Origin of the sequence: Akkermansia sp. RCC_12PD (assembly GCF_036417355.1) — a bacterium.
In the GTDB taxonomy this organism is placed as follows: Bacteria; Verrucomicrobiota; Verrucomicrobiia; order Verrucomicrobiales; family Akkermansiaceae; genus Akkermansia.
The window spans coordinates 3010036-3032743 of the sequence record NZ_CP143889.1 but is presented as its reverse complement, the minus strand read 5'-3'; the positions used below and the strand labels follow the sequence as shown (position 1 = coordinate 3032743).

General features: G+C 54.4%; 16 protein-coding genes and 1 CRISPR repeat array. Of the genes, 7 read left to right on the top strand and 9 right to left on the bottom strand.

Annotation, left to right across the window (positions count from 1 at the left end; genetic code table 11):
- Position 1: 1 nt before the first annotated feature.
- The 4 genes from V3C20_RS12780 to V3C20_RS12765 all read right to left on the bottom strand — a co-directional run bounded on the left by V3C20_RS12780 (position 2) and on the right by V3C20_RS12765 (position 3748).
- Positions 2-703: a YggS family pyridoxal phosphate-dependent enzyme gene (locus tag V3C20_RS12780; protein WP_130082584.1), complete on the bottom strand. Its 702-nt coding sequence runs from the start codon at positions 701-703 to the stop codon at positions 2-4.
- Positions 704-714: 11 nt separating this feature from the next.
- Positions 715-1272 carry a YqgE/AlgH family protein gene (locus V3C20_RS12775; RefSeq protein WP_161981253.1) on the bottom strand — a complete coding sequence of 186 codons (558 nt, stop codon included), beginning with the start codon at positions 1270-1272 and terminating at the stop codon, positions 715-717.
- Between the two features lie 103 nt (positions 1273-1375).
- On the bottom strand, positions 1376-2227 hold the full coding sequence (locus V3C20_RS12770) for a L,D-transpeptidase (protein WP_130082585.1): 852 nt from the start codon (positions 2225-2227) through the stop codon (positions 1376-1378).
- Positions 2228-2236: 9 nt separating this feature from the next.
- Positions 2237-3748: a cellulose synthase family protein gene (locus tag V3C20_RS12765; protein ID WP_067572993.1), complete on the bottom strand. Its 1512-nt coding sequence runs from the start codon at positions 3746-3748 to the stop codon at positions 2237-2239.
- Positions 3749-3882: 134 nt separating this feature from the next.
- Between V3C20_RS12765 and V3C20_RS12760 the strand changes: the two genes are divergently transcribed.
- Both V3C20_RS12760 and V3C20_RS12755 read left to right on the top strand, forming a co-directional pair.
- Complete coding sequence (locus tag V3C20_RS12760; RefSeq protein WP_130082586.1) at positions 3883-4773, top strand: hypothetical protein; 891 nt, start codon at positions 3883-3885, stop codon at positions 4771-4773.
- A gap of 15 nt (positions 4774-4788) precedes the next feature.
- Complete coding sequence (locus V3C20_RS12755) at positions 4789-5166, top strand: ApaG domain (protein ID WP_130082587.1); 378 nt, start codon at positions 4789-4791, stop codon at positions 5164-5166.
- Between the two features lie 144 nt (positions 5167-5310).
- Here V3C20_RS12755 and V3C20_RS12750 read toward each other — a convergent pair whose 3' ends face one another.
- Positions 5311-8826, bottom strand: a complete 3516-nt coding sequence (locus V3C20_RS12750; RefSeq protein WP_130082588.1) for a DEAD/DEAH box helicase — start codon at positions 8824-8826, stop codon at positions 5311-5313.
- A gap of 304 nt (positions 8827-9130) precedes the next feature.
- Between V3C20_RS12750 and V3C20_RS12745 the strand changes: the two genes are divergently transcribed.
- From V3C20_RS12745 to V3C20_RS12725, 5 genes are all read left to right on the top strand, one after another.
- On the top strand, positions 9131-9616 hold the full coding sequence (locus V3C20_RS12745; RefSeq protein ID WP_130082589.1) for an Lrp/AsnC family transcriptional regulator: 486 nt from the start codon (positions 9131-9133) through the stop codon (positions 9614-9616).
- Positions 9617-9643: 27 nt separating this feature from the next.
- Positions 9644-10813 carry an aminotransferase class I/II-fold pyridoxal phosphate-dependent enzyme gene (locus tag V3C20_RS12740; RefSeq protein WP_130082590.1) on the top strand — a complete coding sequence of 390 codons (1170 nt, stop codon included), beginning with the start codon at positions 9644-9646 and terminating at the stop codon, positions 10811-10813.
- A gap of 12 nt (positions 10814-10825) precedes the next feature.
- Positions 10826-11605, top strand: coding sequence for a CPBP family glutamic-type intramembrane protease (locus tag V3C20_RS12735; RefSeq protein WP_130082591.1), 780 nt, complete (start codon positions 10826-10828; stop codon positions 11603-11605).
- Between the two features lie 43 nt (positions 11606-11648).
- On the top strand, positions 11649-12311 hold the full coding sequence (locus V3C20_RS12730) for a YdcF family protein (RefSeq protein WP_130082592.1): 663 nt from the start codon (positions 11649-11651) through the stop codon (positions 12309-12311).
- Between the two features lie 81 nt (positions 12312-12392).
- The gene (locus V3C20_RS12725) at positions 12393-13970 is read left to right on the top strand and encodes a glycine--tRNA ligase (protein ID WP_130082593.1); all 1578 of its coding nucleotides are present in this window, start codon (positions 12393-12395) and stop codon (positions 13968-13970) included.
- A gap of 386 nt (positions 13971-14356) precedes the next feature.
- Positions 14357-16399: direct repeats of the CRISPR family, unit length 31 nt; unit sequence GTCGCACCCTCACGGGTGCGTGGATTGAAAC.
- A 324-nt stretch (positions 16400-16723) separates the two neighbouring features.
- On the opposite strand, the gene cas7c is transcribed toward V3C20_RS12725, so the two are convergent.
- From cas7c to cas3, 4 genes are read right to left on the bottom strand one after another with little or no spacing between them, the layout of a single operon-like run.
- On the bottom strand, positions 16724-17545 hold the full coding sequence (gene cas7c / locus V3C20_RS12720) for a type I-C CRISPR-associated protein Cas7/Csd2 (protein ID WP_130082594.1): 822 nt from the start codon (positions 17543-17545) through the stop codon (positions 16724-16726).
- A gap of 5 nt (positions 17546-17550) precedes the next feature.
- On the bottom strand, positions 17551-19476 hold the full coding sequence (cas8c, locus tag V3C20_RS12715) for a type I-C CRISPR-associated protein Cas8c/Csd1 (protein ID WP_130082595.1): 1926 nt from the start codon (positions 19474-19476) through the stop codon (positions 17551-17553).
- Between the two features lie 14 nt (positions 19477-19490).
- Positions 19491-20186: a type I-C CRISPR-associated protein Cas5c gene (gene cas5c, locus V3C20_RS12710; RefSeq protein WP_130082596.1), complete on the bottom strand. Its 696-nt coding sequence runs from the start codon at positions 20184-20186 to the stop codon at positions 19491-19493.
- 12 nt (positions 20187-20198) lie between these two features.
- Complete coding sequence (gene cas3 / locus V3C20_RS12705; protein ID WP_130082597.1) at positions 20199-22661, bottom strand: CRISPR-associated helicase Cas3'; 2463 nt, start codon at positions 22659-22661, stop codon at positions 20199-20201.
- Between the last annotated feature and the right edge of the window lie 47 nt (positions 22662-22708).

Sequence of the window (22708 nt, the reverse complement as noted above, 5' to 3'; positions counted from 1 at the left end):
ATTAAAATGACGGCGCCGGGGCATACGTCCTGCCTCCGAAAATGGCCGTGCCCACGCGGACGAGGGTGGCTCCTTCCTCCACGGCGGTTTCAAAGTCATGGCTCATGCCCATGGACAGCTCCGGAAGCGGCATTCCGCTTTTGGCGGCCAGGGAATCCCTCAGCTCCCGCAGGCGGCGGAAATAGGGCCGAGCCTCTTCCGGGTCATCCACGGGAGGGGGAATGCACATCAGGCCGGCGATCTCGATATGGCCGAGCCGTGCCAGTTCTTCCCACTTCTGTTCCAGAAGCTCCGGGGAGAACCCGAATTTGCTGTCTTCCGCCCCGACATTGACTTCCAGCAGGATGCGGGGGCGTTTGCCCGTCTCCTGCGCTACCGTGTCCAGGAACTGCGCCAGGCGCAGGGAATCCACGGCATGGATCAGCGTGAAATGTTCCAGGGCCTTGCGCACCTTGTTGCGCTGGAGGGGGCCGATAAGGTGCCATTCCGTGTCCGGAGGCAGGGCGGGAATCTTTTCCAGGGCTTCCTGAACCCTGTTTTCTCCGAAGACGCGCTGTCCCGCATCATAGCAGGTCCGGATGTCGCAGGCCGGAAACGTTTTGCTGACGGCTACCAGGCTGGCGGACCCTTCCGGGCGTCCGGCGCGTGCTTCCGCGGCGCGGATGCGGGAGATAATGTGTTCCAGGTTTTGTTGGATGCTCATGACGGGTGGTATCAGTTCAAGGAAGGCTGTGCGGGCGCGTGGCTCATGATCTGGTGCAGCGGGGACAGGCGGCGCATGGCCATGGCCCACACCTTGGAATAATCCGGCTCCAGGCAAAGGTCCGGAACCATGGGGGAAACGTACCACGCGCGGTCGTTCAGCTCCCTGCGCAGCTGGGGCAGCGTCCATCCGCTGTGCCCCACATAGGCGCGCAGCATGACATGGGGGTCTTCCGCATATTCCAGCGCCTGCTCCTCCTGAAGGTGGAACTGGACGCGCAATTTTTCCTCCGTACGGGAAAAGGCGGCGAAAATGAGCTGGTTGCGCTCCACCGGACCGCCCTTGAAGATGGGGACGGAATAAAGGGACGCAGGAATGTCCGTGCTGGGAGCTACGTCTCCTACGGTCATGTTGGCCGGATGGTTCAGGATGTAGCCGATGACGAATTCCTCCTCCACCCGGCTCAGGAAAATGACGGAATGGTGGAATCCACCGCCTTCCAGGTAGGGAGCGGCCACCAGCAGATGCCCGGCCAGATTAGCGTTGCTGATATCTTCGTGTTCCATCATCTCCATATGCGCATGTTAACAAATGTGACGAAGGCGCGCAACCGCGCGTTCAAACAGCCGTGTCAGGCATGCCGGGAGAGGAAGGAAGCCGGGCGGAGAAAAATCAGCCGCGGCGGGACCGCGATGTTTTGGAGGAGCGGGACGCGGACTTGCCGCTTTTCGCCTTGCGGGACTGTATGGTTTGAGTCCGGGAGGCGGCCTTCTTTTTGGCGGTGGTCTGCTTGTGCGTCAGGGCCACGGCAGGGGGGCGGGAAGACCGGTGGCGGTAGGAAACCAGGGAAGCCGTATTGTGGGGCTCTGCGGCTGCCGGGGCGGGGGCCATGACCAGAAGGGGGGTGTTCTGCATTCTTTCCGCCTCTTCCAGCGCTTTCAGGGAGGCGCTGATGGAGCAGCGTTCAATCACCACGGGGTCTCCAGTATTGACCAGGTTGAAAGCTTCATACACGTCGTCGCTCTTCATGCGGATGCAACCGTAGGAGGCGGGAGTGCCGATGGTGCGTTCCTCCGCCGTTCCGTGAATGTAGATCAGGCGGGAATAGGCGTTCCGGTTGCGGGATTCCACGCCCTTCAGCCACATGATGCGCGTGACGATAGGGTCGCGGCCGGGAGAATTCGGCGCCACGCATTCCCCGGTGGGCTTCCGGCTTTTAAACACCATGCCCTTGGGCTGGTTTGTCCCTATCTTGGCGGCAATCCGGTGCGCGCCCAGCGGAGTACGGCAACTTCCCTTGCCGTCCCCGAGTCCGAATTTGGATGTGCTGACCGGGTAGGTCTTTACGACCTTGCCGCCGCGCATGACGGCCATTTTCTGGTCCCGGACGCTGACGACCACGCCGTCCTTGACGATGGCAGTAGGCTGGTAGTCCCTGCCGGTGCAGGAAACGAGGGCACCGAGCACCGCAACAGCGGTAACGGTCAGTTGAATCAGGCGTGCTTGCGAGAGAGGCGCAGGCATGGGAGGCGGCTAGTTCTTGGCTTTGGCGGTTTGCCGGGCGGGCATCAGATTGGAAATCATGCGGCCCAGGGAGCAGAACCCGGTGTAATAGAATCCCAGGAAGGGAATCATCAGGATGGGGGAAATATAGTGGCCCTGGCGTATCATCAGGATGATCAGGTTCAGGAAGAAAGTGCCGCAGGCGATTTCAAGCACGGGAATGACAACGGATTTGATCGCCTTGTACCCGTTGCGTTTGAGCTGGGAGACATGCTGCCTGTTTTCCTTCTGTTCCACGCCGTACTTGGGCGTGCGGACAAAGGCGGACTGGTGGCCGAAGATGGCTTCCAGAACGGCCTTGGCGTTGTTGACCGCCATGCCCACGCTCAGGGTGAGCAGAAGAGGCAGGTAGGGAAGTTCCTTCCACCAGGACTTGGGACGCACCACGATCTGGGCGCTCATGTAAAAGATGCAGACGGCCACGCTGGTCAGGAAAAACAGAGCCACGTTCACGAACCACATGACCACCGTTTCATTTTCCGGGATGCGCTGCGTGCAGATGGGGTACACCAGGAAGCAGAGCAGGGCCAGAAGAAGGTAGGAATAATTGCAGGTAAGATGGGTGGTGGCCTCCACCTTGGCTTTCAGCGGAGCCTTGGAACGCCAGATGTCCAGCAGTATCTTCTGGCAGACCTGAATGGAGCCCTTTGTCCAGCGGTGCTGCTGGGACTTGAAGCCGTCCATGTCCACAGGAAGTTCCGCGGGGGTTACCACGTCGTTCAGGTAAATGAAGCGCCATCCCTTGAGCTGGACGCGGTAGGAAAGGTCCATGTCCTCCGTCAGCGTATCGTGGGACCAGCCGCCTGCGTCGCCGATCACGCATTTGCGCCAGATGCCGGCAGTGCCGTTGAACGTGAAAAAGCGTCCGGAACGGTTGCGGGCCGTCTGTTCCATGGCGAAGTGGCCGTCCAGGTACATGCCCTGGACGCGGGTAAGAAGGTTGTATTCCCGGTTGATATGGCCCCAGCGGGTCTGGACAAGGCCGACGCCTTCATCCGTGAAATAATGAATGGTCTTTTGCAGAAGGTCGGGTTCCGGGACGAAGTCGGCGTCCAGGATCAGCAGGAATTCTCCCTTGGCAACCTTGGTGGCCGCTTCCAGCGCTCCGGCCTTGAAACCGGTGCGGTCCGTGCGGTGAATGCAGACGGCGTCAAAGCCGCGGGACTTCAATTCCTCCACCTTCCGGTAGCACTGTTCCGTCGTATCGTCCGTGGAATCGTCCAGAATCTGGATTTCCAGCTTGTCCTTGGGGTAGTCCAGGGCGGCGACGGATTCCAGAAGGCGGTCCACAACGAACTTTTCATTGAACATGGGAAGCTGGACCGTGACCACGGGAAGCTCCCGGAAGCGGGATTTGGGCTGCGGCTTGTTGTTGCGGTTCTTCCAGTAAAGGTAAACGATGGTGAGGCGGTGAAAACCGTAGCCGGCGAGGCCTACGAGGACCAGAAGATAGCACAAGAGCCAGATAAAATTGTAGTTCATGCAGGGCGGATGGGTTGTTCAATATCCTTTTTGCGTCAGACGCAAGGGATTTCCTTGACGCGACGCCCGTATAAGACACCATAAGCCGAGAGTCAAGACATATTCAGTTTTGCCTAACCTTTTTGAATATTGTTATGAAGAGATTTTATCTGCTGGCCGCGGCCGTATCCGTGACGGGGGGAATGGCATTTGCCGATCCCGGGGAAGAAGCACCTGAAAGGGACGGCGCCGTGCTGGACATCCAGCTTCCGCAGCCTGACAGGCAGTCCCAGCCGGCCATTCCGGAGCGCCTTCTGGACGACTCCCATATGAATGAGGAATTGGGAATCAACGAATTTACCGCCCCGTCCATCCGCAAGATTTTTGAAGACCTGGAGGGACTGCCGGAAATCCCGGAAAACGCGGCCCTGCGTCCGCGTCCGGAACGGCCGCCGATGGACCGCTGCTCACTGGCTCTTCAACTGGGAGGAATGATGGCGGACGGCTTTGTCATCGTGCAGTGCGGCAAGATGAACGAAGTGAAGCCCATTGCGCTGGACCTCTCCAACTACGCGAAGGCGATAGGAGCCGGAGAGCGCGTAAACCGCCACGCCGCCAGCCTGCTGAAAAATGCGGAGGACGGCGATTTGGGCAGTTTCAAGAATAATCTGGCCCTGATCCAGTCCGACGTGGAGCAGGAGCTTGCCTCCCTGCGTGATTCCGACATGGCTAACCTGATCGGCCTAGGCGGCTGGATTCGGGCGCTGGATGCCGCTACGGCGGCCCTGGACAACAAATTCTCCGAAGACAAGGCCAAAGTCATTTTTCAGCCGGACGTGCCGGAATACTTCCATTACATTCTGGACGGAGTGGAGCCGGAAATGAAGGAACGCCGGGACATCGGCAAAATCATGAACCTACTGACCACGTTGCAGGAGCAGATGACGCTGGCTCCAGGAGCCAAGCCTACGAAGGCGGGAGTGGAAGCCCTGCGCAAGACGACGCTGGAGCTGATGAAGGCGGCGCTGGCGCCCGCGGAATCATAACTCTCCCTGTTCCTTATGGTGCTTCCCCTCTTGACGAGCCTGAACGTGCGTCTTTCTCCGCGCAATCTGTATTCCCAGGATCAGGAATTGCAGCAAATGGCGGGCGACGACGGGCGCATCCCCGTGCCCTACAATGTGAGCATCCGCAACATGGGGGACGGGGCCGTGCGCATCATCGGCAAAAAATGGACCGTCCGTTCCCACCAGGACGGCACGCAGGTCATTGAGGGGGATGAACTCTTCGGTTCCCGCCCCCTGCTGTGCCAGGGGCAGATTTTCGCCTTCAACGGCCTTCAGATGCTTCGCCTTCCCGCGCGCATCCAGCTCACGCTTCTTGTCCGGGACGAGGGCGGCATGCTCTACCATACGGACCCCGTCAGCCTGACTTGGTGATGCTGCCTGGCGAATGGACATTTCAGCGGCCATGCCGCTGAAACAGTGCCAAAACCGATGATGAAAAAAGGGCGGGAATAGGAATCCTGCCCTTTTTCTGGTCTTTCATCATGGACCACTGCCATCCGGCAGTGCCGGACGGCTTTAACCTTCCTCGTCGTCCCCGTGGTTGAGGATAAAGTTCAGGTCGTCAATGCCGAGGCTGGACGTGAAGCCTTCGTCTCCAAGCACGTTGGCAACCAGCTGGTTCTTCTGGTGCTGGAGGATGCGGATTTTCTCTTCCACGGAATCCTTCGTCAGAAGACGATAGGCGATTACCTTGTTCTTCTGGCCGATGCGGTGCGTACGGTCGATGGCCTGGCTTTCCACAGCCGGGTTCCACCACGGATCGTACAGAATGACGTAGGAGGCGGAAGTCAGGTTGAGGCCGGCGCCCCCGGCTTTCAGGGAAAGAAGGAAGACGGACGGGTCCTTGGTCGTCTGGAACTTTTCGATTTCCCCGCGGCGGTCCTTGGTCTGGCCCGTGAGGTAGTTGAGCGGACGGTTCTCCGCTTCCAGGCGATTCTTGATGATTTCCAGCATGGAAACGAACTGGGAAAAGACGAGCACCTTGTGCCCTTCCTCCCGGAGCTGGTCCAGCAGGTAGAACAGGGCGGTCATCTTGGCGCTATCCTCCTTGGCGTACTTCGGGTCCACCAGGCCGGGATGGCAGCAAATCTGGCGCAGGCGCATGAGGCCCTGAAGAATGGCAAAGCTGTTCTTCTTCACGGATTCGTCCGAATCCAGGCCGAGCAGGGCCTGTTGAATGCGGCGCAGTTCCGCCTTGTAAAGCTGGCTCTGGATGCCTTCCATCTTGGCGTACACTTCCTCTTCCGTTCTGGGCGGCAGGTCTTTTGCCACCTGGGACTTGGTACGGCGCAAGAGGAAGGGCTTCAGGCGGGCGGCCAGGCGGTTCTGGCTCTGTGGGTCCTTGCGTTTGTCGAACCTCTTCTTGAAGTAGGAACGGGAGCCGAGCACGCCGGGCATGGCGAAAGCCATGAGGGACCACATATCCAGCAGGCGGTTTTCAATAGGCGTGCCGGAGAGGACGAGGCGGTTGTAGGAAACGATGTCCCGCGCGGCCTTGGCGGCCTTGGAATCCGGGTTCTTGATCTGCTGGCCTTCGTCCAGAATGACCGTGAGCCATTTGATCTGGTTCAGAGTTTCTCCGCAGACGCGGAGCTGGGCGTAGTTGACCACGACCATGTCGTAATTCTTGTTGATGTCCTCCAGATTGGCCTGGTCCTTGCTGCGGATGACGAGAACGCGCACGCCGGGGGCGAATTTCTCCGTTTCCCCCGCCCATACGTCCAGCACGGATTTGGGGCACACGATGAGTACCGGAGGAACGGCGAGCTTTTTCCTGGACTTGTTCTTGCGTGCGTATTCCTCGCGCAGCCACAGAACGTAAGTAATGGACTGGATGGTTTTGCCCAAGCCCATGTCGTCCGCCAGAATGCCGCCGAACCCGTTCGTGGCCAGGTAGGCCAGGAAGTGGAAGCCGTCGATCTGGTAGGGGCGCAGGGTAGCCTGAAGCTGGCTGGGAACGTCCGGTTTGACGTCGATCTGGATTTCCGCGGTACGGTCCTTGATGCGTTTCCATGCCTTCGGGTCGAACACTTCCGCGGCCTTGGGGTCCGCGAGCTGCATGGCGTGCATGCGGTGGGTTTCCCCGGAAAGGTCGAAGGGGTCCAGACCCAGGCGGGTAACGGCGTCGCGCTGGTCGTTGTCCAGCTTGATTTCCAGGCGCATCCAGCCGCCGTCGTCCATGCGGACGTAGCCGCCTCTGGCGGCCACCAGGGCGCGGATTTGTTCCTTGGAAAGCTGGACGCCCTCCACGTCAATGACGATGCGGAGGTCGAACCAGTCGATCTCCTGGTTGACTACCTCGAACCGGACGGCCGCCGCCACCGGGTCCGCCAGCAGCGTCTTGAGCTTCTCATCCATGTTCACGGTCAGTTCTTCGGGCAGGTGCTTGGCCCATTCCGCAAACTTTTCAGGGAACTGGCGCGTGACGCGCGCCTTGAAAGCCCCTACCTGGGGATCGTAGGAAAAGCCCATCTCCTCCAGCAGGCCGGGGATGGGGTAAAGGTGTTCGCGGATGAAGCGCAGGAGCGCCTTGTTGCGCATGGGTTCCTGATGAGCCACTTCCCAGCCGTCCTTGCCGAGTTTTTCCGTGCGGTAGCCGGAAGCGTCCGTGGCGGTCACTTCGCACAGCACGTGTTCCGTTTCTGCGGAGGTGAGGCCGCGCACGATCTTCATGTCAAAGCTGCCGCGCAGGTCGATGTCCACCACGCGGTCCTCCATGCTGGGGGGCAGGGTGGCTCCGATCTTGCGGAGGAATTCCACGCCTTCCAGGCTGTCGATGACCTGCTTGGGGATGGAATAGCGGGGTTCCACTTCCGTGCTCTCCAGCCAGCGGGGAGGGCCGGGGAAAACGGTTTCGTCGGACTGGTACAATTCCTGCTGGCCGGGAAGCTGCCTGACGGAGTGGGAAACGTTGATGCCGGAGGAAGTGACGAGCTGAAGCGCGTAGCAGTCCGGCTCAATGGGATCGTCCTGGCAGACCCACTTGAGCGGTTCGTCCACCACCTTGAAATAATTCTCATCCAGATTCACCAGATATCCCTTCAGTGCGGGCTGGTGGAAAAGCTTGTTCATCAGGGCGCAGGCGGCCTCCTGGTCCAGGTCCAGCGTCAGGGCGTCTTCCTCATGGGCGTAATCGGCCAGGGATACCAGCAGGATTTCCGTCTGGGCGTCCATGCGCACGGCGGCGCGTTCATGCAGGTTTTCCAGATGTTCCAGGTCCTGTTTTTCCCGGACGGGAATCCAGTCCTGCTTCAGGGAATGGCGGTATTCGAAGTGCCCTTCGTTGATGGTGGAGACGAGCCGCATGAACAACTCGCCGCGCGGAGGCTGGGGCGGCCGTTCGTTGACGGACTGGATGCGGTCGTACCAGGTGCCTACCTCCCGTGAGCGTTCCCACTCGTGAATCTTGTGCTGCACCTTTTCCAGGTCCGTGATGCTCTCCATGAACTCCGGATAGGGCAAGCGCCTCTTGTTGAAGGCATAGGCAATGTAATTCCAGAATTCCAGAATATTCGTCGGCGGGACCGGCCACAGCTCCAGCGGATCATAGGTGGTGATTTCCCACCGTGGATTCAGGCGTACCATGTCGTGGTCATGGATTTCCTGCTCAATGGCGAAACGGCGGTAGCGCTTTTCCAGCTTGCCTACGTAATCAGCCTCCTTGTCGTCCAGCTCGCGGCCCAGCTTCTCTTCCAGAATGTCCAGCAGGGGAACGTCGTTCAGTTCGTTGGGGGATTCCGGAAGGTCCTGGCCGCGGTACATGCGTTCCAGCATGGTGGCATACATGGCCGCGCCCGCCAGATCTTCGTCTTCCGTGGAACATGCTCCGAACCACCTGTTCCCCTGAAGGCGGAGATTCACCCGGTGGACGCCGTGCGCGTCTTCCACACGGCCCTGAATATATAAATGATTGCCGAAAATTTGTGTAACTGCTCCGTCTTTTTGCAGCTTTTCACCGCGCAGCCGGATTTCTTCCGGGAAGGCATTGAGAAAGTTCAGGGTAGCCCTGTCAGGATTAAGTGCCATACTCATAATGTCAAACTGTCATATAAAAATTGGTGTCCAGCGTTCCCCGGAAAAAGGACGCTATAGGTCTATGCACTTTATTATGGCACAAAAGGCGGATTAGAGCAACTATTCTCTGAAATTAATTCTAACGAATGTTTAAAACGATTATTATTGTGTTGATAACGATGGCGTTCCCTTTTTACAGGCATGGTCCCGGCTTCAAATGAGGCGCTTGAATGAAAGGGCCCGGGAAAGGAGAATGTCAGTCTTCCGGAATATGTATCCTTGACACGCCAGCTTCAAAAGAGTCTTTTATCTCTGAAAATTTATGTCCTCCGCACCTCTTTTACAGTTATTGGCGACTCAAGCGCGCTTGAGCGATGGCGAATTGGCCGAACGTCTTGACATGACTGAAGAAGCCGTGCGGGCCCAGCGCGAGCAATGGGAACGGGAAGGGCTGATCGTGGGCTACCAGGCCGTGGTGAACGAGGAATACGAACACGATAACAAGGTGGCGGCGTTCATTGAAGTGAAGATGACTCCGGAACGCGACGGCGGATTCGACCGCCTGGCGATGCGCATCTCCCGCTTTGACGAAGTATCCTCCTGCTACCTGGCGAGCGGCGGATTTGACCTGCTTGTCCTGGTGGAAGGCAAAAGCATGCGGGACATTGCCCGGTTTGTAGCGGAAAAACTCTCCACACTGGAAGGGGTGCTCTCCACTTCCACGCACTTCCATTTGAGAACCTACAAGAAAAACGGCTGTATCTTTGAAGCGCCCGCGCAGACGGAACGCCTCGTCGTTGCACCGTAAGCCTCTGCCGTCAAGAAAGGAAACATCATGAACTGGCAGAATAAAATTGCGGAGCAGGTAGGCTCCATACCCCGTTCCGGCATCCGGGAATTCTTTGACCTGGTCACGGGCAGGTCGGACATCATCTCCCTGGGCGTCGGGGAGCCGGACTTTGTTACGCCGTGGAACATCCGGGAAGCCGCCATTTACTCTCTGGAAAAAGGCCATACCTCCTACACCTCCAACTATGGCCTGGAATCCCTGCGCCGGTCCATTGTCAAATACGTCCGCGGTTTCTTCCATGTGGACTACAACCCGCTGAACGAAGTGCTGGTGACAGTGGGCGTCAGTGAAGCCATTGACCTGGCTCTCCGCGCCGTCCTGAATCCGGGGGATGAAGTGCTGTACCACGAACCCTGCTACGTCTCCTACGCGCCCAGCGTCAGGATGGCTTACGGAGTGGCTACCGCCGTGCCTACGAGCAAGCAGGATCTCTTCGCCCTCAATCCTGCCGTGCTGGAAGCCGCCATCACCCCCAGAACCAAGGTGCTGATGCTCAACTTCCCCACGAACCCGACCGGGGCCGTGGCTCCGGTGGAAACCCTCCAGGAAATCGCGCGCATCTGCATCAAGCACGATCTCATTGTGCTGACGGATGAAATCTACAGCGAACTGCGCTACGACGGCAAGCCGCATGTCTCCATCGCCGCGCTGCCGGGCATGAGGGAACGCACGCTGCTGCTGCACGGCGTCTCCAAGGCCTTTGCGATGACAGGATTCCGCCTCGGTTACGCTTGCGGGCCGGAACCCCTCATCTCCGCCATGATGAAAATCCATCAGTACTCCATGCTTTGCGCGCCCATCACCTCTCAGGAAGCGGCCATTGAGGCATTGGAAAACGGTACGAATGCCATGCTCAAGATGCGGGAAAGCTACCGCCAGCGGCGTGACTACCTGGTGAAGCGCTTCAATGAAATAGGAATGGACTGCCATATGCCCGGCGGTGCGTTCTACGTCTTCCCGGATATCTCCAAATTCGGACTCAGCAGCAAGGAATTCGCTACACGTCTCCTGATGGAGGAACAAGTGGCGGCCGTGCCGGGTACCGCCTTCGGGAAAAGCGGGGAAGGCTTCCTGCGCTGCTGCTATGCCACGGCCTACGATCAAATCAAGGAAGCCTGCAACCGCATGGAGCGCTTCGTCAAGACACTCTCCTGACCCGGTCTTCTCATGAACTCCGACCTGGAGTACCAGAAAACGAAGGCGTATGTGGCGCCGTTCGCGGTATTCATGGGATTCACCCTCCTTTGGCAATTCGGCGCCCCCCTTCTGGAATGGGACCATCCGGTTGCCGCGTGGTGGAGAAGGGCTCCCGGGCAATGGCTCTACCCGCTCCAGGCCGTTGTCTGCTTCATTCTGGTCCTCTGGTGGAGAAAATCCGTGGATTGGGACTGGAAAGGAAAGCCTGCGGCGTGGGGAATCCTCTTCGGCGTGCTGGGTATCCTGTGCTGGTTGGCCCCTACCATGGCGGCGGACCGCCTGCCGGGCGGCCCCGATGCGTGGTTCGGTCATCCGGAATGGCCCTGGTACCGTTATCTGCTGGGAATCGACGCCCGGCCGGAGGGATTTGATCCTTCGGCAGTATTTGCTCCGGGATCCTGGAGCTGGCTGACGGCTCTGGCGTTGCGGTTCTTCCGCGCCGTCATCGTGGTGGCCGTGGTGGAGGAACTCTTCTGGCGCGGATACCTCATGCGCTTCCTGGTCAATCCGGACCATCCGTGGAAAGTCCCGTTCGGCACGCACTCCTGGAAAGCGTACTGGATCACTACGCTCTGCTTCATGGCCGTGCATCAGCCCGTGGACTACTGCGGCGCCTTCATCTACGGCTCGCTGGCGTATCTGCTCGCTGTCTGGCAGAAAAACCTGTGCGCCGTCATCGTGATGCACGCCGTGGCCAATGCTCTGCTGGGCTGGGCCGCACTGGAATGGGGCAAATGCGGACTGTGGTGAATCCGGCATTTACAGAGAGACCAATCTTGAGTACACAGGCGCGATGACTCCGGATGAAGCCATAGAAATCTTGTGGAACTACCATCACGTCGGGCAGGAGCTCCACCCGGCTGACCTCATCTTCGTGCTTGGCAGCAATGACGTACGCGTGGCGGAATATGCGGCGGAGCTCTATAAGCGGCATTTAGCTCCGGTCATCCTTTTTTCCGGCGGCATGGGGCGCTTTACGGGAGGCTGGGCCGTCCCGGAGGCGGAACTCTTTGCCGAGGCGGCCATCAAAGCGGGCGTTCCGGAAAACTGCATCCTGATAGAAAACAAATCCACCAACACCGGGGAAAATGTCCGCTTCTCACGGGAAGTGCTGAAACGGGCGGGAATCGGGGAGCCTGTCAGCCTCATTGCCCTGCAAAAGCCCTACATGGAACGGCGGACGCTGGCCACGCTCCAGGCCCAGTGGCCGGAAGCGCGGGTGGCGGTCAGCTCCCCTCCCGTCACTTTTCGGGGATATCTGACCGCAGAACTGCCGCAGGAGCTGGTTGTCTCCGCCATGGTGGGGGACTTCCAGAGAATCCTGGAGTACCCGCGGCAGGGATTCTCCACGGAACAGCCCGTAACTCCGGAAGCGATGGAAGCCTTCCGCACGCTCGTGGAAGCGGGCTATGACTCCCAGCTGCTCAGGAACATTCCCCTCCCCTGGAATTCTTGAGAAGACACGCTTTTTGCTTTCACTGCCCTCCGTTTGAGGTCATCAATACCCCCGCACAGCCAACCCAACCTATATTCAATCATGGCAGACAGAACCAATACAGATCCCGCCCGAATGGAGAAAATTGTAAGCCTTTGCAAAAGGCGAGGTTTCATTTTCCAGGCAGCCGAAATCTACGGCGGTCTGAATGGTTGCTGGGACTACGGTCCCATGGGGGTGGAGCTCAAGCGCAACCTCAAGGAATACTGGTGGCGCAAAACCGTCCAGGAACGTGACGACGTGGTGGGCATGGACGGCTCCATCCTGACCCACAACTCCGTGCTGGTGGCCTCCGGCCACGTGGGCGGCTTCTCTGACCCGATGTGCGACTGCCTGCTGACCAAGGAACGCCTGCGCGCCGACCAGGTGCCGGCCCAGAGCGGCATGGGATTCTTCTACACGGGAGCCGCAAAAAAGGACGGTTCCTGGAGCATGGAAAAGGAATACTCCGTGCTGGTGGAAACTGAAAAACAGGCGGACAAGGCCCGCAAAACCGCGGCCCAGTACTACGCGCAACTGGCCGGCAAGGACGTATCCCACAAGGAAATCGAGCTCCGGGGGGAGCGTATGGAACCCGTCACGGACTCCACCATGTACAACCCCGCCAACGGCTCCCTGCTGACGGAAGCCCGCGAATTCAACCTTATGTTCAAGACGACCATCGGGGCCACCTCCGATGAAAACGATCCCAACGCCACCGGATGGCTGCGGCCGGAAACGGCTCAATCCATCTTCTGCCAGTACAAAAACATTCTGGACAGTTCCCGCGTGAAACTGCCGTTCGGGATCGCCCAGATCGGCAAATCCTTCCGCAATGAAATCAATCCGCGCAACTTCACCTTCCGCTCCCGTGAATTCGAGCAGATGGAAATCGAATACTTCTGCCGTCCGGAAGACGGCCTGAGGCTGGTGGACGAATGGCTGGAAAAGCGTCTCAGTTTCTACGACGAAGTGGGGGTTCCCCGTGAACACATCCACATTCTGGACGTACCGGATGACGAACGCGCCTTCTACTCCAAAAAAACCTATGACCTGGAATACGAATTCCCCTTCGGCATCCAGGAACTGGAAGGCATCGCCTACCGTACGGACTACGACCTGACCTGCCACCAGAAAGGTTCCGGCCGTCCCCTGGAATACTTCGACGAAGAAACGCGGGAAAAATTCATTCCCCATGTTGTGGAACCCTCCGCCGGATGTGACCGGACCGTGCTTGCCATCATCTGTGAAGCCTACGATGAAGAAGAGCTTGTGGACGACAAGGACAAAAAGGACGTGCGCACGGTGCTGCGCTTTGTCCCCCGCATAGCGCCCATCAAGGCCGCCATCTTCCCGCTCCTCAAGAAAAACGAGGAACAGGTACGCATTGCCCGGGAAATTGAAAAGACCCTCCAGCCCTGGATGACCGTTTTCTACGATGAAACGGGAGCCGTTGGCCGCCGCTACCGCCGCCAGGATGAAGTGGGCACCCCCTTCTGCATCACGGTGGACTTCGAAACCCTCGGAGAAAACGATCCTTCCCTCAAAGACACGGTGACCATCCGCCACCGCGACTCCATGGAACAAGAACGCGTCGCCGTTAAGGACCTGTTGCACTGGCTCATTGCCCGTGTGCGGTAATATGTTCCTTAGCGGAATTAAATATTGTAAATACTCCAAGGCCGTTCCGCTCATGGCGGAACGGCCTTCTGTTTTCCAGAACTTGTAATGAAAGGAAAAGTTGCTGGACGGCGCATGAATGAATGTCTAGCATTCAGGAGATGCAGGTTGTACAGGCAGGCGGAAAACAATGATCTCAACACTTGTTGAAAATCTGCTGTTCTGTTTGCGCCAACCCCAAGCTCACAGGAATTCCCCGGAAGTTCGGCGATTGCTGTAAGTCATTGGAAAACGAAGTTTGACATATCCAATTACAAAATTTAAGTCGTGCGGAATATCGTGATGGAGAGAAGTTGGCGCAAAAAGCCTTCTGCGCTGTTCTCTCTTAATGGATATTTCCTCACGCTGTCGCACCCTCACGGGTGCGTGGATTGAAACCCCTTTACACTGAAACAGTTATGGAGGAAGAAGGGTCGCACCCTCACGGGTGCGTGGATTGAAACCGTCCACGGTAGAGCAGGCGAGGCCAAAGGCGGGGTCGCACCCTCACGGGTGCGTGGATTGAAACTGAATACTGACGTGTTCATGAATCTCCTGCGCGTGTCGCACCCTCACGGGTGCGTGGATTGAAACTCCGTTCATCATGATGGATAGTGAGCAGAGCAAGTCGCACCCTCACGGGTGCGTGGATTGAAACATACCACACGTTGTTGGGATCATCCTCAAAGCTGTCGCACCCTCACGGGTGCGTGGATTGAAACTGCGTGCATACCGTAACGCAGGGGGCGTCCAGCGGTCGCACCCTCACGGGTGCGTGGATTGAAACCGTTTCCAGCACGGGCGGGAATCGCGCGTTGGGAGTCGCACCCTCACGGGTGCGTGGATTGAAACTCCGAATACCTCCGGGGCGCCAAACATGTAAGTTGTCGCACCCTCACGGGTGCGTGGATTGAAACTCATTTGCAGGGGTCCATCCTTCCTTCCCGGATGGTCGCACCCTCACGGGTGCGTGGATTGAAACTGGTTCGAACTTCCGCATGATAGCACCTTTCTGAGTCGCACCCTCACGGGTGCGTGGATTGAAACCCACCTTACGCCTGCGGATGTTCACTACCGGAGAGTCGCACCCTCACGGGTGCGTGGATTGAAACAGCTGTGCTACATAGCCCTGTTGTTTCTTCGTCGGTCGCACCCTCACGGGTGCGTGGATTGAAACGTTCCTGTCATAGACAAGGAGGCTATCTACGCCAGTCGCACCCTCACGGGTGCGTGGATTGAAACCGGCATCATTTGGAGTCATGATCTGACCTTGCCAGTCGCACCCTCACGGGTGCGTGGATTGAAACTCTTGAACAGGCATTACTGTCTCAGGCTGAGCAGTCGCACCCTCACGGGTGCGTGGATTGAAACTATGAAGCCTGGGATGAGTGGGCTAAGGAGTGGAGTCGCACCCTCACGGGTGCGTGGATTGAAACCGCCGCCCGGAGGCGGCGGAAAAACCGCATCAGGTCGCACCCTCACGGGTGCGTGGATTGAAACCAGGAGTTTTTCCTGGGCTTCCCTTCCGGCCAGGGGTCGCACCCTCACGGGTGCGTGGATTGAAACAGAATTCGAAGCGGAAGTCCGATAATACTGCAAGAGTCGCACCCTCACGGGTGCGTGGATTGAAACCATGTCCAGCAGCAGGAGGCGAATGACGCCGCCGTCGCACCCTCACGGGTGCGTGGATTGAAACTGGATGCGGGAAGTCGTATTGGAAAAGCGCTCTCCGTCGCACCCTCACGGGTGCGTGGATTGAAACATCATGATGGATGGTAAGCAAGGCAAGGAATCCTGTCGCACCCTCACGGGTGCGTGGATTGAAACGAGCCGCAAAGCGAGGACGGGCGTTTTAAAACGGAGTCGCACCCTCACGGGTGCGTGGATTGAAACCCAATCTGTGCGGTCGGAAGTTGGAATTTTATTTGTCGCACCCTCACGGGTGCGTGGATTGAAACATTTTCATTTTTCAATTTGAGAATGGAGAGGTGAGTCGCACCCTCACAGGTGCGTGGATTGAAACTTTACGGCGGTGGAGTTTACCGGGTTGAAGAAGTGTCGCACCCTCACAGGTGCGTGGATTGAAACTTCCGGGCCTCTTCCGTTTGCTGCCCGCGCTGCGGTCGCACCCTCACAGGTGCGTGGATTGAAACGTATTGGGTAGAGAGCAAGATGGTGAAGGGAGGGGTCGCACCCTCACAGGTGCGTGGATTGAAACAACGGAAGTTTCTGGAGAAGGCGCATGGCCGCAAGTCGCACCCTCACAGGTGCGTGGATTGAAACGTTTAAATTATCCATATGATTTAATTCTATGATGTCGCACCCTCACGGGTGCGTGGATTGAAACGGCGAGAGAGTTCGAGCGTAGCGGCCAGAAAGAGTCGCACCCTCACGGGTGCGCGAATTGAAAGTCAAAAAAGGGATCCAGGATCAAAAAGCTGGACAGTCGCATCCTCACGGGATGTATTTATATAACAAGACAGAAAGAATCTAAAATGCTATTAAAACAATGAGTCCCCTCAATAGAATTTTCTAAAAACGGAAGTGTTTAGTAAAAAGTATTGAATTGTTCTGGAAAGAGTGGGTGACTCATTTACCATATCATAGTATGAAGAAATAAATATTGCCCCAATTTTATTTAGAGGGGTTAGTTTACAAGGGAAAGGTAAAGTCTAAATTATAAGTAAATTCAAAGCCCGGCCTATTTTCAATGAAAATAGGCCGGACAGGAGAGATTAAAATCCATCAATTTCTTCTGGGGTCAATCCCTGAAGTTCTTTCAATTCATAGGTACCATCATTATTGACAATGAGGCTTCTATGGACTTTTCCAGAAGAATATTGACCTGCAGGGCAGGAATGTTTCCACCAGATCACTTTCTTCACTTCCATGCTTCCTTCAGGCCGGGAGGAAGAGGCATCCCCTTCAAACATAAAAGGAAGAGTATTTTTTAATAATTCTGCATCTTCATCACTAAAACCTGTCAGGGAGGCAAGCTGTGGAGAAATGGCCCCGTAGAATACATAAACTCCTTGATCTACACGGTGTTTCATCCCCATGGTATCAGATGCTTTTTTGCTTCCATCCCCCTCCCCGCTTACACTTTTCGTGATTTGGGTGCTGGTGATTTCCACAGGTTCCACGCTGAAAGCTGCCTGAACGGTGACGGGGCCGCGAATCCCGAGAGAAACGCCGTCGTTCTTTTTTTCCCCGGTACCTTTGTAAGCAAACAGTTGGCCGAAAGCGCGTACGTCAAACCAGGTCTGGCAGGCCAGCTTTGTTTGTTCCTCTTTGGTTTTCTTTCCTTCCAGAAGGATGGAAGCCCTGTCTTTTAATGTTTTGCATTCATCCACCTTGTGATCGTCTGATTGAACAAATATAGGCACTCCCAAATCAAGAAGCCTGTTGCGGATTTTACGTTTCAAGCAGACATCGGAAAGTTCTCCATTCCCGTCAAGCGTGGTGCGCGGACGGTTGCCATTTAACGGATCTCCGTTGGGATTTGCATTTTTTACGGTGAAAATCACCGCAAAGTCTATCTTATGTTGTAGTGACATAATGTTTATTCTTTAGGTTGGGAATTTTCCTTTTCTTTTTCAGAAGATTTTTTAGGGAACATTTCTGATTTTTGACAGTAGTATCCAAGAAGAAATTCTCCTGACACCTTGCTGTCGTCGATGAAGTCGTTTCGATCGAAAAGGGCATGGATACTTGCTAATTCCCTGTCATAGTAGAATTTTAATCCAGGTTCATTTTTGGTCAGAATTTGAAGATAGGGGTCCAATGCTTTGCGCAGTATTTCCCACGTTGAATGGGGGTGAATGCTGAAGCGCTGCATCAGTTTTTCCGCATTCGTGGGACGTTCCGTGTCGGAGGAAGTTTTCTGGGCGGTTTTTTCCAGCAATTCCGCTACGGCGAGCAGCCTTCCGTATAAATATCCCCGTTCTGTAATGGTTTTATCCAGACTCATGGTATAATGGTATTGTTTTTTAGTTGAGTTAAATCGGTATCGAAATAGAGCGCACGCTGTATTGACGGCAACATTCCATTCCCAAGATTCCAGGCCGTTTCTGTTACACGCCCGATGGATGCAAGCTTCCACAAGATCAGAGGGTACGGGGCGTTTTTCAATAATACAGGGAAGTAAGCGTGCTACTGTTTGCCTGCGCAATTTTTCATCTGAAGATTTTCCATAAGCCACTTCCGCGATAGTTCGGGGAGAGGGTGCTCCAACGTACCACAATTTGTTTTTGTTATTCCATTGCCACCACACACATTCGGTATGCCAGTGTTCAATGTTGTTCCAGTATTCCACAGAATCCATCTCATTGAAGAAGGTTATGGAGAGCCGCCCTGGTGTGGCTGAATCCAGGCCCATAATAAAAATGTGGCTGGTGTTGGCCACTTCCGCTTTGTAACCGGAGATTTTTTCTCTAATTTTCCGTCCCGTTTCTTCAGCCGTATACGGGACAGTTTCATGTTCTTCATCAGGGTCCAAATCCAGCAGCCCTTCAGTGTCGGTTAACGGATTCGGTATCAAAAAACTGTTGGATGACCAAGCTACGATCGCCTGGGAATCATCCCTCCATCCCTGGTTGGAAATAAGCCATCTCAACGCACTGTGAGCTTTCTGGGAGACTTTTCTTCCAACTCCGCAAACCTCGGTTGAATCATCAAATTTGCCTCTGAACGTAAACCCGGAAGAATCATTGGAAGAGATGATCTTGGCTCCGTCTCCAGCGTTTCTGATCCGGGCTGGATGTTGTATTGCCAAATTGGTTATTTCACCTGTTACATAGCAAAGACCTGTATTTTGTTCCTGTGACTCTTGAAATCTGATCCAGGAATCCCACATTTCCTTGTTTTTCCATACATCCGGGATAAGGTTTCCGGGAATTTCCACACGCCATCTGATCAGGATGGCATCCATGCCAACGACGCCGAGAGCCGCATAAATCTCCGGTGCGTCATTTTTTTCTCCCATCCATTTTTTCATCAAGGTACCGGAAGCTTCATTCACGGGAAGAACTCCTGATTTGACGAGGTCTTCCAAAAGACAGCCTTTGGATACATACAAAAAGATGGAAGAAAGCGTTGCATTGGAAGGATCAAAATCTTTCCAACGCTCCAGTTGGTTGAGATATTCTTTGTACCCGGTTTTTGTATTACCTGTCCATTTAGTGAAATCTCCCGCCACATATTGCAGTTTGTCGCAAAGGGGGTGGGGACACAATCCGCTGGTTCTGCCTCCCGACTTTTCAGTAACGGGAATGATTGTCTGCTGGTTCCCGGCAGGGACTACCTCCGCTCGTCTGAATGCACCGGAACCATCCAGTACAACTGTTACCTGGGCATTTTGGCTGCCATGATAAAGCGGAAATAACGGGGTGATTGTTCGGTTTTTTGAATTTTTCTCTTCCGAAGAATTCAAGCCTGTCCGTTGGGCATTATCTTCATATGTCTTATATAAAGCTTCCATCCAGTTCATGTTTACCTCACTTTCTATTCTTCTAAAGATAAATCATTTACACCACATGATCGTGGAGGGTTAGCTTTCATCTTGCGGACAGCTCTGGTTATTTTGCACTCTTCGGGACGAATGAATTTAACAATCCCATTCTTCATGACAGGTTTCCAGAACCGTACTCCCAATTCTTCTCTTCCTGTTTCATCCGGATAATCAAATCCATGGAACATAACGCCAAAGGCTAATTCCGGAATATCATCATACGCTCCCGGGCCTTCTCCAAACCGGCACGGTTCCACATAAGCCTGGCATTCGCGCGCACCCAGGCAGATATCGCGTCTTCCGCCCTTTTCCAGCGTGCGCTGGATAATGGCGGAATGCTTGCCTTCAATTCGGTCCGCCTTCATATCATCGCGAAGCAAATTCCACTCGTAATGTGCCCGTACCTGATAGGAAACGTCTGTTAAATAGGTATATACGGATAATTCGGCGCCGCTTTCATGATACTTGATCAGTTTCATGTTTTTTGCGAAAGTACGGACAGGATTCATGACGCGTACTTCATCAATGACCCAATTAATGGTGGGTTTCCAGTAGACGGATTTGGTCACCCCTTTTAATGCTTCATAGGTGGGGATATGGTAAGAGCATTTTTCACCGCCCATGCGGGTAAGGGGATCAGTGAATAAGGCTAATTTCCCTGATACCAGATATTCTATGTTATTTCCCATGATAATGGTAAGTTAAACGGTAAGGCCGTTCGGATTTTTAGCATATGGTTCCGACTTTGACCATGAAAAACCAGTTTTTTCATCATAATGATGTTTTGAAAGTATATAGACAGGATAATCCGTGGGCAATAAGGCAATGATGCCGCTTGCAAGCATGGCATTGATATCCTTCTCTGTATAGTTTAAGGAGAGAGTATATTCCATGGCTTCCTTGAGCAACTTCCGGACTGCTTCCCATTCTTCCTTGGAGTGGGGATGTGCCAAGGCCCGCAGATGCTCAGTGATTTCTGCACCTTTTCCTTTACTTACAATGACGGGGGTTGATAAACCTTCCAGAACTTGATAATTTTTTGCTGCCTCCTGGAAGGACTGGTGCAGAAGCATAAAGGAGTAATCGGTCTGGATCCGTTGAGCCTCCATTTTGATGGTACTGTTCGTCGAAAGAAGGTCCATCATAGTGTAACTGTTGGTTTTCAACGGATAATACAGCCTGCTCTTATTTTCGGAATAATAATATTGATAAAATGAGTTCAAGGCGTTCTCTTCCATGAGTAAGTTGGTATTGCCTTGCACATCAGGGAGAATCGTTTTTAAAAGAGTCTTGCCTATGTTGATTTCTTCCAGTTTGTTTATATTTTCCAATTTCTCAGATGGGAAAACGACAAAGATTTCTCCTTTATCCAGTTGAGCATCTCTGTTGCAACGGCCTCCGGCTTGGACAAGGGAATCCAACCCGGCTGCACTGCGAATAACTACATCAAAGTCTACATCCACCCCCGCTTCAATCAATTGCGTACTAAAGCACAAAACGGGCTTTTTTATCCTTTTAGCCGTTTTAAGAGATTGCTTGTCTATTCTATTGGTGATGATATTTGAGCGATCCTGTGGAATCATGTTCGTACTCAAATGGTAGATTTGCACGTCCGGTACGTCTCCACACGCCTCATATAAATTGCGGGCAAATGTTTTGGTATTAACAACCATTAAGGTATTTCTCCCGCTTTGAGCTTGTTTTAGAGCAAAATCGGCAAATTGCTGCAGCTTCCATTTTTCGGATTCTTCAATTATATTCACAGCGATCCGGCGGTTGGAATAAAACAATTCAAAGTACCGTTGATAGTCGGGAATGATATGAGGATCCGGATTTAATCTTAAGTGCCAGTTTTCGTCTTCCAATTGGCTCCATATAGGTTGCGTGGCCGTGCATAAAACAAGACTGCATCCCATGACTTCTTCCATGAAATTTAATGCAGACGTCAACAGGTAGGTCGATTTTAACGGAAGTGCTTGTACTTCATCAAAAATGATCACGGAACTGGCCAAACTGTTCATACGGCGCACATAGCTGCTACCCTTGGAAAACAGAGTCTGTAGAAACTGTACTGCCGTTGTCAGGATGACGGGAGATTTCCACGTACATTCTGCTTTATAACGGCGTTTTTCCTCCTGGTAGAGTTCTTCTTCAGATAGATCGTTTTTTGGATCCACCAGCACATTGGCATGATGAACCAGAATAAGGTCGGCAAACTCATTTCCCAATGCCTCGCGGATAGTGGCTGCATTCTGATCAATAATAGAAGTGTAGGGAATGACATAAATTAGCCGGTCCAGCTGGTGCTTCAGGGCATGAGTCAATGCAAATCTCAGGCTTGCCAAAGTTTTTCCGGCTCCTGTGGGGAGTGTCATCAAAAACTTGCCTTGAGGACGGTCAGCGGCGGTGAAACTGCGTTGGGAAATTTCTGCCCGCAAATCATCAATCATTCCTCGTGAGGCAAGGCGCGCCAGATATCTGTCCAGATTTGCCAACATTTTATCCCATGGAGGAGTAGGTACGGCTTCAATCGGTTCGCCCCCCGCACTGGAATGATCGGCATCTACAAGACAACTCAGTAAAAAGCGAGATAAAAGGCCATATCGGTATTTTATTTCCCTGGAGGAAAGTTTTTTTTCACCTTTCCGGAGTAGGGCGTCAAACGAACGCCATTCTTCCCTTAATGCCGGGTCTGAAAGCAATTCCTGCATCCGGGCCTTTTCTTCTGCCGGTATATTTTTCCAGGCTTCTTCATAATAGGATTGCCGGACGTCTTTGGTAATGCGTGCCTTGAAATGATTTGTTCCCTCTGTCTTTAAGTTATCAATCAGGCACCCTTCATGATGGGAAAGACAGCAGAGGGCTATTATTTGGACCCAATATCTTTCAAAGGGCTCTATTGCTTGCCGTCCATCTGTGAAATAACGCCATAAATGTTGTGCTCCTGCCGTAGAATGATCGACGGAGCCCTTCCGAGTACGATTTTTCCCCGAGGCAATAGCTTCCATATAGTCATAAAAGGCATCACTCCATTTTCCAAAATCATGGAACGCTCCAATCAGAGCAGCCGTCCTTGCCAAACCTATTCTTGAGGCATTGAGTGAAGCTCCTACAGTACACTCATGTGTGTGTTGTTCTATTGTCTGTCCGGGCCGTGCTAGCATGTGCCATGTATCCTTTCCAGTTGGGTACGGAAAATCAGAATAGTCTT

What these genes read in the sequence shown, in the direction of transcription:
- cas8c (WP_130082595.1), bottom strand. Translation starts at nt 19,476, where the DNA reads ATGAACTGGATGGAAGCTTTATATAAGACATATGAAGATAATGCCCAA.
- V3C20_RS12750 (WP_130082588.1), bottom strand. Translation starts at nt 8,826, where the DNA reads ATGAGTATGGCACTTAATCCTGACAGGGCTACCCTGAACTTTCTCAAT.
- V3C20_RS12730 (WP_130082592.1), top strand. Translation starts at nt 11,649, where the DNA reads ATGACTCCGGATGAAGCCATAGAAATCTTGTGGAACTACCATCACGTC.
- V3C20_RS12775 (WP_161981253.1), bottom strand. Translation starts at nt 1,272, where the DNA reads ATGATGGAACACGAAGATATCAGCAACGCTAATCTGGCCGGGCATCTG.
- cas7c (WP_130082594.1), bottom strand. Translation starts at nt 17,545, where the DNA reads ATGTCACTACAACATAAGATAGACTTTGCGGTGATTTTCACCGTAAAA.
- V3C20_RS12740 (WP_130082590.1), top strand. Translation starts at nt 9,644, where the DNA reads ATGAACTGGCAGAATAAAATTGCGGAGCAGGTAGGCTCCATACCCCGT.
- V3C20_RS12755 (WP_130082587.1), top strand. Translation starts at nt 4,789, where the DNA reads ATGGTGCTTCCCCTCTTGACGAGCCTGAACGTGCGTCTTTCTCCGCGC.
- V3C20_RS12735 (WP_130082591.1), top strand. Translation starts at nt 10,826, where the DNA reads ATGAACTCCGACCTGGAGTACCAGAAAACGAAGGCGTATGTGGCGCCG.
- V3C20_RS12780 (WP_130082584.1), bottom strand. Translation starts at nt 703, where the DNA reads ATGAGCATCCAACAAAACCTGGAACACATTATCTCCCGCATCCGCGCC.
- V3C20_RS12760 (WP_130082586.1), top strand. Translation starts at nt 3,883, where the DNA reads ATGAAGAGATTTTATCTGCTGGCCGCGGCCGTATCCGTGACGGGGGGA.
- cas5c (WP_130082596.1), bottom strand. Translation starts at nt 20,186, where the DNA reads ATGGGAAATAACATAGAATATCTGGTATCAGGGAAATTAGCCTTATTC.
- V3C20_RS12765 (WP_067572993.1), bottom strand. Translation starts at nt 3,748, where the DNA reads ATGAACTACAATTTTATCTGGCTCTTGTGCTATCTTCTGGTCCTCGTA.
- V3C20_RS12770 (WP_130082585.1), bottom strand. Translation starts at nt 2,227, where the DNA reads ATGCCTGCGCCTCTCTCGCAAGCACGCCTGATTCAACTGACCGTTACC.
- V3C20_RS12725 (WP_130082593.1), top strand. Translation starts at nt 12,393, where the DNA reads ATGGCAGACAGAACCAATACAGATCCCGCCCGAATGGAGAAAATTGTA.
- cas3 (WP_130082597.1), bottom strand. Translation starts at nt 22,661, where the DNA reads ATGCTAGCACGGCCCGGACAGACAATAGAACAACACACACATGAGTGT.
- V3C20_RS12745 (WP_130082589.1), top strand. Translation starts at nt 9,131, where the DNA reads ATGTCCTCCGCACCTCTTTTACAGTTATTGGCGACTCAAGCGCGCTTG.